The organism is Massilia sp. BAP21 (assembly GCF_057801335.1).
On record NZ_CM173596.1, the window covers coordinates 2256436 to 2271289 of the forward strand.

The following is a 14854-nucleotide window of genomic DNA, read 5'->3' on the forward strand; positions in this document are numbered from 1 at the left end:
CGCCTCCGTTACAGCACGTAACGCGACAGGTCTTCGTTGGCCGACAGCACGTCCAGGCGCTCGTTCACATAGGCGCCGTCGACCGTCACCAGCTTGTCCTGCATGTCGCTGGCGCCGAACGAGACTTCCTCGAGCAGCTTTTCCATCACCGTGTACAGGCGGCGCGCGCCGATGTTCTCAGTGCGTTCGTTGACCGAGAAGGCGATCTCGGCCAGGCGGTGGATGCCGTCTTCGGTGAAGTCGACCTTGATGCCCTCGGTACCCAGCAGGGCTTCGTACTGGGTCGTCAGGCAGGCGTCGGTGCTGGTGAGGATGCGCTTGAAGTCGTCGATCGACAGCGATTCCAGCTCCACGCGGATCGGGAAGCGGCCCTGCAGCTCGGGAATCAGGTCCGACGGCTTCGACAGATGGAAGGCACCCGACGCAATGAACAGGATGTGATCGGTGCGGATCATGCCGTACTTGGTGTTCACGGTCGTGCCCTCGACCAGCGGCAGCAGATCGCGCTGCACGCCGGCACGCGAGACATCGGCGCCGCCGTGTTCGGAACGGGTGGCGATCTTGTCGATCTCGTCGAGGAAGACGATGCCGTTGTTCTCGACATTGTGGATCGCCTTCTGCTTCATCTCGTCTTCGTTGATCAGGCGCGCCGCTTCTTCCTCGGCCAGCACCTTCATCGCTTCCTTGATCTTCATCTTGCGCGCCTTCTTGCGCGTGTTGCCGACGCCGGCGAACATCGACTTGATCTGTTCCGTCATTTCTTCCATGCCCGGCGGCGCCATGATTTCCATCTGCGGCGCGGCGTCGGCCACTTCGATTTCCACTTCGCGGTCGTCGAGCGAGCCTTCGCGCAGGCGCTTGCGGAAGGTCTGGCGCGTGCTGTCGCCTTCCTTTGCTTCGGCGGCGGCACTGACGTTGAAGCCGAAGTCGCGCGCCGGCGGCACCAGGATGTCGATGATGCGGTCTTCGGCCGCGTCTTCAGCGCGCTGGCGCACCTTTTTCATTTCCGATGCGCGCGTTTGTTTGACGCCGATGTCGATCAGGTCGCGGATGATGGTGTCGACGTCGCGGCCGACATAGCCGACCTCGGTGAACTTGGTGGCTTCGATCTTGATGAAGGGCGCGTCGGCGAGCTTCGCCAGGCGGCGCGCGATTTCGGTCTTGCCGACGCCGGTCGGGCCGATCATCAGGATGTTCTTCGGCGTGATCTCGTGGCGCAGCGGCTCGGCCACCTGCTGGCGGCGCCAGCGGTTGCGCAGGGCGATGGCGACGGCGCGCTTGGCCTTGCCCTGGCCGACGACGTGCTTGTCCAGTTCCGACACGATTTCGAGAGGAGTCATGTTCATGATATGCATGCCGGTCAGTCCAGCGTTTCGATGATGTGAGACAAATTCGTATAGATGCAGAGCTCGCCGGCAATCGTAAGCGCTTTCTTGACGACCTCGGCAGGCGGTAGCTCGGTATTTTCCTGCAGCGCCTTGGCGGCGGACTGGGCGTAGATGCCACCCGAGCCGATCGCGCCGATGCCGTCTTCCGGCTCGAGCACGTCGCCATTCCCGGTGATGATCAGGGTCACTTCCTTGTCGGCCACCAGGAGCATGGCTTCGAGCTTGCTCAGCATGCGGTCGGTGCGCCAGTCCTTGGCCAGCTCGACCGAGGAGCGCAGCAAATTGCCTTGATGCTTTTCCAGCTTCGCTTCGAAGCGGTCGAGCAGGGTAAAGGCGTCGGCGGTGGCGCCGGCGAAACCGCACAGGACCTTGCCCTGGTAGAGTTTGCGCACCTTGCGCGCCGAGCCCTTCATGACGACGTTCCCCAGGGTGACCTGGCCGTCGCCGCCCAATGCGACTTGCGAGCCGCGACGCACACTCACAATGGTGGTGCCGTGAAATTGTTCCATATCTGCCTCGTGGTTAACTAGCCCTTCGCAAGTGGGGCTGTTGCACAAAATTGCAAGACAGGATGACCTCAAAGCTCAGCAGTATTCGCGCAGCCGCGATGTCCTGTTCCAAAAAGCCGTTCACGATACAGTTCAATACTTGTGGGCATACAGGCGCGCACAGTCGCCATAGTTCAGGAGGCGCAGCAGGGCCGCCACCATGTGGTTCAGTTCGCGCAGCTCGACCGGATGCCCCGCGCCGGCCAGGCTGCGCAGCCGTACGTGCAGGGCGCCTGCCGCGCTGAAACTGATGCGCGCCAGGCGCGAGCAGTCGAGCACGACCGGTGCCGCAAGGGCGGGGACACGGGTATCCGGCTGGCCCGCGCCAGGACTGGCGCCTGCGGCCTGCTCCAGCGCCGGGACTGCCGTTGCACCTGCCGTCTGGACGGATGCCACCTGTGCCGACGCATATGCATCGATGGCCGCCAGCAGCGCGCCGATATCGCCGTCGACTAGCGGCGGCAACAGGAAACGTTGTTCGGCCCCGGGCGCTGCCGCAGGGGAAGGGGCCGCGTTGCCCTGATCGGCCGCACCGCCGATGCCGTCCGCAGCGCGCAGCGGCGTCTCGAACGAAGGCGGCGAGACTTCGAAGGTCACGCAATAGTCCATCGCGGTTTCCTCGAAATCCTTTTCGCGGTCCAGCAGCTGCAGCAATTCGAGCAGGAGCAGCCAGGGTGCTTCGCCGCTGCCGCGTTCGCCGATCGCCAGCATCGGCCGCAGCACCGCCAGCAGCGCGTCGGCGCCGGCCAGCACCACCGGCCGCCCCGCGCGGCGCAAGGCGTGCAGGCTGGCGAGCAGGGCGGCGCAGCCTGCGGCATTCGCGCTGCGCACGGCGCCGAAGTCGAGCCGCACGGGTGTGTCCGGCGGCGCCGGCTTATGCAGGGCCGGCAGGGGGGCGCCCAGGCTGGCGTCGAGCGTGGCCGGCAGGCGCAGGGTGGGCGCCACGCCGGCAAAGGCTTCTTGCACCTGGCGCGGCAGGCGGTCGGTGTAGGCGGGCGGGGAGGTTTCGAAATGGCTGGCGTAGTCGATGGCGATGCTGTCGAATTCCTGCTCGCGGCCCTGGGCCTGGTAGAGATCGAACAGCATCCACCAGGGCAGGCGTTCGGACCGTCCGAGTTCGGCCAGGCAATCGCGCAGCATGCCCTCGGCCAGGTCGGCCTGGCCGTTGGCGTAGAGGATGGCGCTTTCCTCGACCACGGGCGCATTCGCCGGCGTGAGGGCGGCTTCCGGCTGGCCGTCCAGGGGGCCGAGTTCGGTATCGGCGTCCGAGGCCAGCGGCGCCGCGGCAGCGGCCGGCGGGCGGTGGCCGCTGCCCCAGCCGGTGTCGCCATCGTCGAGCAGGTCGGTGGTCATGGCCAGCTCGATGGCGTCGATCTTTGCGGCGGTGGCGCGGGCAATGTCGCGCTGGCGCTCGCGTTCGGCCTCGGCGGACAGGCGCGAAGGCTCGCCCGCACGCAGGCGCGTGGCCGGCGCTTCGGCTACCTGTTCGTTCTTTTTCTTCAGGAAGGAAAATAAGCCCACGTCGTTTCCGCCTATCGTTTGCCCCGTGTTTATTGCTTGATGCGCGGTGGCACCCCCTGGGCCGGAGCGCTCATCCATGACGGTAGCACGGACGCCCGCGGCACGCCCTGCGCACACGTGCGCAGGCGCAAACCCGCTGCGGGCCAGTACCCCTCTCAGTACCAGTGTATCCCATAGGAAAGATTTCGACGGCACACTTGAGGCGGTCGGGCAGGTGAAAAAGAAAAAAGCATGCGGTTTCGCGCATGCTTTTTCGGTGGGGGCTGGAAGCGATCAGTCGCCGTACAGCTTTTGCTTCAGTTCGCGGCGCTGTTGGGCTTCCAGCGACAGGGTGGCGGTCGGGCGCGCGATCAGGCGCGGGATGCCGATCGGCTCGCCGGTTTCTTCGCACCAACCGTATTCGCCGGCTTCGATGGCGGCCAGCGATTGCTGGACCTTTTTCAGCAGCTTGCGCTCGCGGTCGCGGGTGCGCAGTTCGAGCGCGTGCTCTTCCTCGATGGTGGCGCGGTCGGCCGGGTCCGGGACCAGGACGGTTTCGCGCAAGTGCTCTGTGGTTTCACCGGCGTTTTTCAGCAGCTCTTTCTCGAGCTGTTGCAGGCGGTCCTTGAAGAACGCGAGCTGGGCCGGGTTCATGTAGTCCTCGTCGCCCATCGCCCGAATTTCCTCTTCCGAAATGAGTCGGTCTTCGGACTGCGCGGCGGTATTCGATTTCGTTGTTTTAGTCATGTTGCCTTCGATACGACAGAGGTTTCATTTTATCAGCTGGCTCATCAGCATTGGGTTACCCGCAGTGAGCACTGCCAGCTGCCATGACGGCGCTGCAATCTGCCGTCCTCGCCCCCGGGCTGGCCGGCGGCGGCTACTCGACGGTGCCTGTCACGCCGTGGCAAAAAGCGCAACGGGTACCGTAAAACCGGGATAGTTTATACCAAACACTGTTCCAATCCGCGGATAAATACGTCTTTTGGTAAATTTTTACCAATAAACACCATTTTACTGCCACGGGCTTCGTTCTCTTCCCACTTTGCGCCCAGGTCGCTGCCCATGATTTGATGCACGCCTTGGAACACGACTTTGCGGTCGGCGCCCTGCATCGACAGTACACCCTTGTAGCGCAGCATGTTCGGGCCGAATACCTGCACCAGGCTGCCGAGGAACTGGTCCAGGCGTTCCGGGTCGAAGGCGCGCTCGCTCTTGAACACGAAGGCGGCGATGTCGTCGCTGTGGTGCGAATGGTGGTGGTCGTGGCTGCAGGCTTCGCCGTGTGCGTGGTCGTGGCCGCAGTGCGCATGGTCGTGATCGTGGTGCGCGTGATCATGCTCATGCTCGTCGGCGCGCAGGAAGTCGGGGTCGAGCTCGAGCTTGTCGTTCAGGTTGAAGCCGCGCAGGTCCATCACCTCGCTCAGCGGCGCACTGCCGAAGTCCGAAGTCGAGATCGGCGCACGCGGGTTGATCCGCGCCAGGCGCGCCTTCAGGGCCTCGATGGCGGCGGCGTCGACCAGGTCCAGCTTCGAGAGCAGGATCTTGTCGGCAAAGCCAACCTGGCGCTGGGCTTCCTCGTGACGGTCCAGCTGGTCCATCGCATGGCGCGCGTCGACCACGGTTACCACGGCGTCGAGCAGGTAGTGGGCGCCAACTTCCTCGTCGACGAAGAAGGTCTGCGCCACCGGGCCGGGGTTGGCCAGGCCCGTGGTTTCGATGACCACGCGGTCGAAAGCGAGTTCGCCGGCCTCGCGCTTTTGCGCCAGGTTCGTCAGTGCCACGATCAGGTCGCCGCGCACGGTGCAGCAGATGCAGCCGTTGTTCATCTCGACGATCTGTTCGCCGCTGTCCTGGACCAGGATTTCGTTGTCGATGTTTTCCTGGCCAAATTCGTTTTCGATGACGGCGATGCGCAGGCCGTGCTCCTCGCGCAGGATGCGGTTGAGGAGGGTGGTCTTGCCGGCGCCGAGGAAGCCGGTCAGGATGGTGGCAGGGATCAGTGACATGGTCTTTACGTTGCGTTCAGCCCGGTTTGGGCGCGGAGAATCGAAAGATTATGCCGTAATTTGCAATCTGCCACCATCAACCGTGCCTGCCTTGCGCCAGCTCAGGCGAATCCTTGGCTATTTCGCTTTCGCGCGCGGATGGGCCTGGTCATACACTGCGGCAAGATGCTGGAAGTCGAGCGCCGTATATACCTGGGTCGATGTGATGCTGGCGTGGCCCAAAAGTTCCTGCACCGCGCGCAGGTCGCCCGAGGATTGCAGCAGATGCGAGGCGAACGAGTGGCGCAGCACGTGCGGGTGTACGTGCACCGGGGTGCCGGCCTTCAGGGCATGCCCCTTCAGGCGGTGCTGTACCACGCGCGGCGTGACCCGGGTGCCGCGGCTGGACAGGAACAGGGCGGCACTGCCGTCGCTTGCTGGCGGACGCACCGCCAGCCAGGCCGCCAGCGCCTCGCGCGCCGGCCCGCCCACCGGCACCCGGCGCATCTTGCCGCCCTTGCCGGTCACGACCACGTCGCCGGCGGCGGCATCGAACCAGCCGAGCGAGGCGCCGTGTGCATGGTCGGTATACGCCAGGTCGAGGCCGGCCAGTTCGGATACCCGCAGCCCGCTCGAATACAGCAGTTCGAACATGGCGCGGTTGCACAGTTCGTCCGGTTCGGGATGGCCGTGCCGGTTTGCTTCCAGCAATTGCACCGCGTCGTCGACGGCCAGCGCCTTCGGCAGCGACTTGGCGCGGCGCGGGGCACGCACGCCGTCGACCGGGTTGGCCGGCAGGGCGGCGTGCAGCGACAGCCATTGATAGAAACCGCGCCAGCCGGATAGCTTGCGGGCGATCGAGCGTGGATTCTGGCCGGCGGCATGCAGGCGCGCGGCGAAGCGGCGCATGTCGGCGTGGTTCAGCCTGGGCCAGTCGGTGTGGCCGGCCAGCTGCGCCAGTTCGGCCAGGTCGCGCCGGTAGGCGGCGATCGTGTGCGGCGACAGCTGGCGCTGGGTGAGCAGTTCACCCAGGTAGCGCTGCGACCAGTCGGCGCCGCCCTCCATGCTCAGGCGCGCAGCGGGGCCAGCGCGGTGCTGGCGCTCTTGCCCAGCTGGACCAGGAAATCGGTGGCCATTACCGGGCTGAAGCGTTCGGCATCCGGCGAACCCAGCACCAGCAGGCCGAAGGTCTTGCCGTCGGCCACCAGCGGCAGCAGCACGGTCGAGCGCACCGCCGCCGGATCGTCGAGCCAGCGCACCGCTTCGAAGTCCTTGTTCGGGCCGCAATAAGGGGCACGCAGGCTCGATGCGAACAGGCGCGCATCCTCGGCCACGCCGGCCGCGAACGGGGCATCGGCATGTTCCGGCGCCACGTTCCACAGGCGCAGGGTGGCTTGCGGCACGCCGAAGTGTGCGCGCAGGCCGTTGACCAGGTCACGCGCCATCGCCGCGCCGCCTTCCGAGCGCAGCAGCGTCAGATGCCATTCGTGAAAATTGTTCAGGATCGTGGTGTTGTCGGCCGCCGTACGCAGCAGCTCGGCCATGCGCAGCTCCAGCGCGTTGTATTTCGCGCGCATCACTTCCATTTGCCGTTCCTGCAGCGAGACCGTCTTGCCGGTCAGCGGACTCGACAGTTTAACTTCGCCCAGCAGGCCGGCATGTTCTTCGAAAAAGCGGGGGTGGTCGGCCAGGTATTGGGCGACAGCAGCGGAGTCCAGGGTGGCGGTCATCTCAGGCTTGCGGTAATGGTGTGTGTGCAATTTTACCCGAGTCGAGCAGGGCGGCGGGCAGAAAAACGGCCCTGGCGCCACCGCTGCAACGCCAGGCCCTCACGAAAAAAGGCGGACACCGTTGCCGGTGTCCGCCTTCCTTATCCATTCTGCCGGGCCGGAGCCCGCATCAGCTTAGAACGAGTGGTTGATGCCCAGGTCGTAGTAGTTGACCGAACGCTCGTCACGCAGGGTGGTGGCGTTTTGCGGACCCTTCTTGCGCGATGCGTCGATGTACAGGTAGGTGCGCTTCGACAGGCTGTACTCGTAGCCCAGCGAGAACTGCTTGGTCTTGACCCAGTTGTCCGGATCTTTTTGGCCGTAACCAACCAGGACCTTGCCCGGACCCATGGTGTAGTTGGCGCCCAGCACCCATGCGTTGGTCTTCGAGCCTGGCAGGCCGGCGAAGAAGGCGGTGTTGTCCTGGTCCTGGCGGGTGTACAGGGCCATCAGCTTCAGTGCCGGGGTAGCCATGAACGAACCGGCGGCCGACCAGACCTTGGTTTCGACAGCGTTACGCTCGTAACCCAGCATCAGGGCTGCCGGACCGTTGTTGTAGGTGGTCGAGATCGAGAACGGGTTGGCCGAGGCTTCTGCGCCGGCAGCGTACTGGCCGACTGCGCGACCGTTGGCGCCTGCACCTTCCTTGGTGGCGATGGCGGCGTTCACCTGGAAGCCGCTGGTGACCGGCGAGTTGTACCAGAAGGCGTTCGACCAGCGGTTGTTCGACGAGTTGTTCGGCTCCAGCGGTGCCGAGTTGTAGCCGGCGACTGCCAGGTCGGTATAGAAGCCGCCCTGGTTCGGCAGTGCGTGCCATGGCTCGAAGGCGCCGATGGTTTCCTGGTACGGGGTCAGGCCACGGCCGATGCGGACCATACCGAAGTCGCCCTGCAGGCCGACGCGGCTCTGGCCCTGGAACAGCGGACGCGAACCGTTTTCGACGGTGCCGGTGTCCGACTCGTAGCGGATTTCCAGTTGGAACAGTGCTTTCAGGCCATTGCCCAGGTCTTCGGTGCCCTTGAAGCCCAGGGTGTTGGCAGCGCGCTTGCCGATCGACAGGGTGTTACCGGATTGCTTCTGGACGCCTGCGTCCAGGGTGCCGTAGATCTGAACGGCGGTTTGTGCATGGGCAACGCCGGCGAAAGCGCCAACAAGAGCGACTGCCATCAGTGACTTTTTCATTTATTCGTATCCTTCTTATAGGTGAATCGGGATCCAGAGAGCATTGAGACTTTATTGGTTTGCTGAACACTCGGACGAGTGAACAGTAATTGCTTAATGCGTCAAGGTTGTCGGATTGGTTAATTATGCGTGCTGGACTTGGTGGAAAGCCAATTTAACCAATCGTGCTGTTGTATTTTCGAAACGCCGAGTTCGCCTTTTTGCACCACTGGAGTGCTTGCCGCACTGCAATGTGGCTGAGTTCCGCTTCCTTTCGGTGCCCTTGTTCGATATCAATCATTGGACGGTTCGGGACATGCCGGGCCCGGTGCTGGCTTAGACTTTTCCCAAACCGATGCAGTGTGGGCGCGATCTGAGCGGTTCTTGTATATTGGCAACTTTGGCCGCGGCACCGAGCCGCCGGTCACCGCCTTGCCGGTCCTGATCGCGCTCCTGCTGCCCCCATCCCACTAGTAAAGACCCGAACGATGGCTAATCGTGAAGAACTGGCGATCATCCGCGGCGCCCGCGCCGGCCGCGCCGATGCCCAGCTCGCGCTCGGCAAGCGCTACCTGTTCGGCAGCGCCGGCCTGCCGCAGAGCCTGCCCACCGCGCTGCACTGGCTCGACCGCGCCGCCCACCAGGGCTGCCTGGAATCCTGCCAGTTGATCGGCAATCACGTGCCGGTCGAGCTGGCGCGCCAGCACGCGGGCCCGCTGGCGCCCTGGTACGAGCGCGCCTACGACGCCGGCAATACGCGCGCCGGCCTGGTGCTGGCCCAGCTGCTGCTCGAGGAGACGGGCACGGCCACGCCGGCGCTGCGCGCGAAAGCCCTGCGCGCCCTCGAAGACGCAGCCCGCGCCGGCTTTGCCGAGGCCCAGTGGCTGCTGGCGCGCCAGCCCGAAGCCGCCACCGGCGCCGGCGTGGCGCAGGCATCCGGCCCGTCGGTGCGCAGCACGCCCGGCGCGGGGGCGGGCACGGCCGGCGCCGCCCAGCCCTGGCTGCGCCGCGCCGCCGACAATGGCCTGGCCGAGGCCCAGTTCGCCCTGCTCGAGCAAAGCTGGGAAGCCGGGCGCTGGGCGGATTACCTCGAACGCGCCTTGCCCCTGGCGCGCGTGCTGGCCAAGGGCGGCAAGGAGCAGGCCCAGCGCCTAACCCCGGGCGAAGTCGGCCTGCTGTCGCGGGTAGCGCGCCTGCTCGAGCAGGGCGAGGCGACGGATGGCGCCGATGGCGCCAGTGAAGCCGAGCTGCATACCTTCTGGGAACTCGCCGCGGCCGAACACGACCGGCATGCCCAGCTTGCCATGGGTCTGTGGTATGCGCGCATGCAGGTCGACGGCACCCGGGTCGCCGGCGGCGCCGGTGCGGCCAATTTCAAGAAAGCGATCCGCTGGCTGATGCTGGCCGGCGAGCAGGGCCTGGCTGCGGCCTGGTATGCCCTGTCGCGTATCTACATCAAGCCTGAATTCTCCCAGCGCAATGTGGCCGATGCCCAGCGCTACCTGGAAAGGGCGGCCGAGATGGGATACCGGGTGGCCCAGCTCGAGTGCGGCAACAATGCCTGGCGTGCGCGCCGCGAAAACGAAAGCAACGATGTGCGCGCCGTGTACTGGCTGCAGCAGGCGGCGGCCAGTGGCTGTCCCGAGGCTGCCGAGGCGCTGCACAAGATCGCCCCGCGCCTGCTCGACACCGTGCACACCGAAACCGGTGCATTGCTGGGCTGTGCGATCGACCTCTCCAGCCATCCCTTGCTGGCTGCGCGCCTGGAACTGGCGGCGCTCTTTGGCCTCAGCCGCGCCGAGGCACTGCTGGTCGACCTGCATGCCGCCGACCAGGGGCACTGCCTGGTCATCGACATCCGCGCCAGCTATGGGCGCAGCAAGCGGCGGCTCGTCATGATCGACACTGCCCAGGAACGCCAGGCGCTCGACCGTATCGTGGCCTTGTTCGAGAACATCGATTGCGGCCCTGGCGGGCCGGAAGGCAATTACCGCCAGCGCCTGTACAGGCTGCGCACTGTGGTGGCCGAAGCCGGCGCCGGGCTCAACCCCGGTGGCCCGGGCGCGGGACGCAACGGCGCACCCTATGGCATGGCGGCCTGAGGCGGCACGGGGCCGTACCCACTGTTATATAGTGGTTGATTGAATGGCGTTACAAATCGATCTCGCCTTCGAACACGGTGACGGCGGGACCGCTCAGATACACGGGCTGGCCTTCGCCGGCCCAGGCAATCGACAATTCGCCGCCGCGCGCCGACACCCGGACCGGCGAGTCCAATAAGCCGCGGCGGATACCGGCCACCACGGCCGCGCAGGCGCCCGTGCCGCAGGCCAGGGTTTCGCCGGCGCCGCGCTCGAACACACGCACCTTGACGTGAGCGCGTTCGACCACCTGCATGAAGCCGGCGTTCACGCGCTTTGGAAAGCGCGGATGGTGTTCGATCTGCGGGCCGAGCTCGGCCACCGGGGCCGTTTCCACATCCTCGACCACCTGCACCGCATGCGGATTGCCCATCGACACCGCCGACACCCGCACGGTGTGCTCCGCGCCATGCAGCGTCAGGTCCAGCGGCCACAGGGTATCGCGGCCTTCGGACTGGCCCGCCAGACCGGCGCTGTCGAAGGGCACGGCCGGTGCATCCAGCACGGGGGCACCCATGTCGACCGTCACGCTGCCATCGTCTTCCAGGCGCGGCTCGATGATGCCGGCCATGGTCTGCACGCGGATGCTGCGCTTGTCGGTCAAGCCCTTTTCGCTGACGAAACGCACAAAGGCGCGCGAGCCGTTGCCGCACTGTTCGACTTCGCCGCCATCGCTATTAAAGATGCGGTAACGGAAATCGCAGCCGGGCTCCGTCGGGCGTTCGACCACCAGGATCTGGTCGGCGCCGATGCCGAAGCGGCGGTCGCCCAGCTTGCGCCATTGTTCGGTGCTGAAATCGACGTTTTGGTTGATGGCGTCGATCACGACGAAGTCGTTGCCGGCGCCGTGCATTTTGGTGAACTTGAGTTTCATTTATTCGTCGTACAAGGAAGGTTCGCCGGGTGGACGCGTCTTGAAGCGCTTATGGGTCCAGAAGTATTCGCTCGGGGCCTCGCGCACGCGCTCCTCGATAAAGGCGTTCATGCGCCGCGTCGCTTCGACCATGTCGGTGCCGGGATAGTTTTCCCAGGCAGGATAAAAGCGCACGCGCCAGCCCCGGTAGTTCGGCAGGAAAGTGGCGACCACCGGGATCACCTTGGCGCCGGTGGTCGCGGCAATGCGGCCGAGCGCGGTCAGCGTGGCCGCCGGCACGCCGAAGAAGGGCACGAACTCGGCGTCTTTTTCGCCGAAGTCCATGTCCGGCAGCATGAAATAGGGCAGGCCGTCGCGCAGCGCCCGCAAGATCGGCTTGATGCCTTCCTTGCGCGTCACCAGGCGTACCGGGCCGTAGCGTTCGCGGCCGTGGCGCAGCAATTTGTCGAAGGCGGCGTTCTTTTGCGGCACGTACATGCTGCACACCGGGATCACCCGCGAAGCAACGCCGGCCACGTCCAGGCAGACGAAGTGCGGGCACAGCAGGATGGTCGGGCCGGCTTCCATCTCGGCCTGCGGCACCGCCGGCTCGACGTGGATGAGCTTGCGCACACGCGCTTCCGGCGCCCACCACAGGATGGAACGCTCGAAGATGCTGCGCGAATAGCCGCGGAAGTGCTGGCGCGCAATCGCGTGCCGCTCTTTTTCGCTCAGTTCCGGCAGGCACAGGCGCAAATTGGTCAGGGCGATCCTGCGGCGCTTGCCGAGGATCAGGAACATCAGGCTGCCGACCGCTTCGCCGAAACGGCCGAGGATGGGCAGTGGCAACCAATGCAGCAGCCACAGGAAAGCAATCAGGACCCTCATGCGACGGCCCCGGCTTGCGGCGCATCGACGCCCTGCGGCTGCTTGTAGCGGTTATAGCTCCAGAAATACTGGGCCGGGGCACGTGCAATGAGTTGTTCCATGGCGCGGTTGATGCTGGCTGCCTGCTCGGCAGGACCGCCGCTCAGTTCGCCCTCGAAGGGCACGAAGCGCACCACGTAGCCGCGTCCCTTCGGCAGGCGCTCGGCATACACCAGCAGGATGTCGGCCTTGCCCAGCTGGGCCAGCTTGGCGGGCAGGGTCATCGTGTACGCGCTGCGGCCGAACCAGGGTGCCCAGGTGCCTTCGCCTTCCTGTGGCACCTGGTCGGGCAGCAGGCCGATCGGCTGGCCGCTTTTCAGGGTTTTTGCCAGGATGCGCACACCCGACAGGTTCGCCGGCGCCAGGTGCAGGTTGTGGCGCGCACGCGCGCCTTCGACCAGCGGCCGCAGGGCGTCCTTGCGCGGCGGGCGATACATGACCGTCAAGGCCGTGTGCAGGGCGATTTGCTGGGCGGTCATCTCGAAGCAGCCCAGGTGTGGCGTCAGGAACACAATCCCGCGGCCGGCATCGAGCACGCGCTGGACCATGTCCCAGTTCTCGACGGTGGCATGGCGCGCCACGCGTTCCGGCTTGCCGCACCACACAAAAGCCAGCTCGACGATGGCTTTGCCGGCCTCGGCGACAGCTGCGCGCCGATAGGCGCTATAGCCGGCCTGGGCCAGGTTGGCGTCGAGGCGGCGGCGGTAGGAAGGGGAGAGCAGATAGACTAGCCAGCCCAGCGCGGCGCCCAGGGCGTGCAGCATGCGCAGGGGAAAAATTGACAAGACTCTGAATAAAATAACTAGCATGCGTTTGATCGGGGTTGAGGACGAGACGGCCCCCTCCGCCAAAAATTTCTTAAAGGAGCGTAAAATACCACTTTACGCAGGATCCGCCGAGTTAATAGACAACTTGCGAAGCGGAATATAAATGTCGCTAAAGCGTCGCAGGCTTGTTGCTGCGGCAGTTTTATGAACAGTAACAGGAGCCTCCATGTCCAACGACTACCTCTTTACTTCCGAATCCGTCTCGGAAGGCCATCCCGACAAAGTTGCCGACCAGATTTCGGACGCGATTCTCGACGCCATCCTCGAGCAGGACCCGCGCGCGCGTGTCGCCGCCGAAACGCTGTGCAATACCGGCCTCGTCGTGCTGGCAGGTGAAATCACGACCCACGCCAACGTCGATTATATCGGCGTGGCACGCAACACCATCAAGCGTATCGGCTACGACAACACCGACTTCGGCATCGACTACAAGGGCTGCGCGGTCATGGTCTGCTACGACAGGCAGTCGCCAGACATCGCCCAGGGCGTCGACGAAGGCGCGGGCCTCGATCTCGACCAGGGCGCCGGCGACCAGGGCCTGATGTTCGGCTATGCCTGCGACGAAACCGCCGAGCTGATGCCGGCCGCCATCCACTACGCCCACCGCCTGGTCGAGCGCCAGTCGCAGCTGCGCAAGGACGGCCGCCTGGCATGGCTGCGTCCGGACGCCAAGTCGCAGGTCACCCTGCGCTACGTCGACGGCCGCCCGGTCGCGGTCGACACCGTGGTCCTCTCGACCCAGCACCACCCAGATGTCACCCACTCGCAGATCGAGGAAGCGGTGATCGAGGAAATCATCAAGCCTATCCTGCCGCGCGAGTGGCTGCAGGGCACCAAGTACCTGGTCAACCCGACCGGCCGCTTCGTCATCGGCGGCCCGCAGGGCGACTGCGGCCTGACCGGCCGCAAGATCATCGTCGACACCTACGGCGGCGCAGCCCCGCACGGCGGCGGCGCATTCTCGGGCAAGGATCCGTCGAAGGTCGACCGCTCGGCCGCCTACGCGGCCCGCTACGTGGCGAAGAACATCGTCGCCGCCGGCCTGGCGCGCCAATGCCAGGTGCAGGTCAGCTACGCCATCGGCGTGGCGCGTCCGATCAACATCACCGTGTACACCGAAGGCACCGGCGTGATCTCCGACGAGAAAATCGCCAAGCTGGTGATGGAACACTTCGACCTGCGCCCGAAAGGCATCGTCCAGATGCTGGATCTGCTGCGCCCGATCTACCAGAAAAGCGCCGCCTACGGCCACTTCGGCCGCGAAGAGCCGGAATTCACCTGGGAGCGCACCGACAAGGCGGCGCTGCTGCGCGCGGAAGCCGGCCTGTCGTAAAAGATGAAGCGGCCAGGAGCCTGGCCGCTTTGGTAGGGTGGGCCGGGCCGCGCAAGGCACCTGTGCCCACGCGGTATGGTACTCGTGCATACCACTGGCGTTGACGATTGCCTGATAGTTCGACCCTCAGCTTAGAAGGCTGATGCTCTGATGGCTTCGGTCATGCCCGAATACTCAACGGTGCCATACCGCGTGGGCACAGGTGTCCACCCTACGAAAATCAAGACGCATCGCGAAGATCAATTCCGGAGCCATATTCCAGACTCATGTTGCAGGTGCAGCAAATCGGGCACCGCTGAGGTTCCCGAAACCGCCATCCGTGCTAAACTACTCCGTTCCGAGGAGCGTTGCGACGAAAAGATTCCTTTTCGCCAGGCTCGGACATCAACACCGCGCTCACGTTACTTTTTTCTAAACAT

The 14854-nt window shown here is 65.1% G+C and carries 13 protein-coding genes and 1 riboswitch; of the genes, 2 read left to right on the top strand and 11 right to left on the bottom strand.

The genetic code is table 11. The annotated features are described in order from the left end of the window. Positions 1-8: 8 nt before the first annotated feature. The 8 genes from hslU to ACWYRN_RS10000 form a co-directional block, all read right to left on the bottom strand. Positions 9-1346: an ATP-dependent protease ATPase subunit HslU gene (hslU, locus tag ACWYRN_RS09965; RefSeq protein WP_307729160.1), complete on the bottom strand. Its 1338-nt coding sequence runs from the start codon at positions 1344-1346 to the stop codon at positions 9-11. Between the two features lie 14 nt (positions 1347-1360). Then, positions 1361-1897, bottom strand: coding sequence for an ATP-dependent protease subunit HslV (gene hslV / locus ACWYRN_RS09970; protein WP_488692231.1), 537 nt, complete (start codon positions 1895-1897; stop codon positions 1361-1363). Between the two features lie 132 nt (positions 1898-2029). Continuing rightward, the gene (locus tag ACWYRN_RS09975; RefSeq protein WP_488692232.1) at positions 2030-3457 is read right to left on the bottom strand and encodes an STAS domain-containing protein; all 1428 of its coding nucleotides are present in this window, start codon (positions 3455-3457) and stop codon (positions 2030-2032) included. 273 nt (positions 3458-3730) lie between these two features. Further along, positions 3731-4183 carry an RNA polymerase-binding protein DksA gene (dksA, locus tag ACWYRN_RS09980; protein WP_229436024.1) on the bottom strand — a complete coding sequence of 151 codons (453 nt, stop codon included), beginning with the start codon at positions 4181-4183 and terminating at the stop codon, positions 3731-3733. Positions 4184-4380: 197 nt separating this feature from the next. Next, positions 4381-5445, bottom strand: coding sequence for a CobW family GTP-binding protein (locus tag ACWYRN_RS09985; RefSeq protein WP_488692233.1), 1065 nt, complete (start codon positions 5443-5445; stop codon positions 4381-4383). Positions 5446-5562: 117 nt separating this feature from the next. Beyond that, a complete protein-coding gene (locus ACWYRN_RS09990; protein ID WP_488692234.1) occupies positions 5563-6489 on the bottom strand; it encodes a tyrosine recombinase XerC in 927 nt (308 codons plus the stop codon). Between the two features lie 2 nt (positions 6490-6491). After that, complete coding sequence (locus tag ACWYRN_RS09995; protein ID WP_488692235.1) at positions 6492-7154, bottom strand: DUF484 family protein; 663 nt, start codon at positions 7152-7154, stop codon at positions 6492-6494. A 174-nt stretch (positions 7155-7328) separates the two neighbouring features. Next, positions 7329-8375, bottom strand: coding sequence for a porin (locus ACWYRN_RS10000; RefSeq protein ID WP_488692236.1), 1047 nt, complete (start codon positions 8373-8375; stop codon positions 7329-7331). 467 nt (positions 8376-8842) lie between these two features. On the opposite strand from ACWYRN_RS10000, the gene ACWYRN_RS10005 reads away from it, so the two are divergent. Further along, on the top strand, positions 8843-10456 hold the full coding sequence (locus ACWYRN_RS10005; RefSeq protein ID WP_488692237.1) for a tetratricopeptide repeat protein: 1614 nt from the start codon (positions 8843-8845) through the stop codon (positions 10454-10456). A 49-nt stretch (positions 10457-10505) separates the two neighbouring features. Here the strand turns inward: ACWYRN_RS10005 and dapF are convergent, their stop codons facing one another. The 3 genes from dapF to ACWYRN_RS10020 are packed head-to-tail and all read right to left on the bottom strand — an operon-like array spanning position 10506 to position 13084. Beyond that, on the bottom strand, positions 10506-11369 hold the full coding sequence (dapF, locus tag ACWYRN_RS10010) for a diaminopimelate epimerase (protein WP_488692238.1): 864 nt from the start codon (positions 11367-11369) through the stop codon (positions 10506-10508). Continuing rightward, complete coding sequence (locus tag ACWYRN_RS10015) at positions 11370-12236, bottom strand: LpxL/LpxP family acyltransferase (RefSeq protein WP_488692239.1); 867 nt, start codon at positions 12234-12236, stop codon at positions 11370-11372. Then, a complete protein-coding gene (locus ACWYRN_RS10020; protein WP_488692240.1) occupies positions 12233-13084 on the bottom strand; it encodes a lysophospholipid acyltransferase family protein in 852 nt (283 codons plus the stop codon). Before ACWYRN_RS10020 ends, ACWYRN_RS10015 begins: the two co-directional genes overlap by 4 nt. Before the next feature lie 184 nt (positions 13085-13268). Between ACWYRN_RS10020 and metK the strand changes: the two genes are divergently transcribed. Continuing rightward, positions 13269-14435 (top strand): methionine adenosyltransferase, encoded by a 1167-nt coding sequence (gene metK, locus ACWYRN_RS10025; protein ID WP_305824919.1) that lies wholly within the window; start codon positions 13269-13271, stop codon positions 14433-14435. A gap of 333 nt (positions 14436-14768) precedes the next feature. Continuing rightward, positions 14769-14840: riboswitch (S-adenosyl-L-homocysteine riboswitch) on the top strand. Positions 14841-14854: the final 14 nt, after the last annotated feature.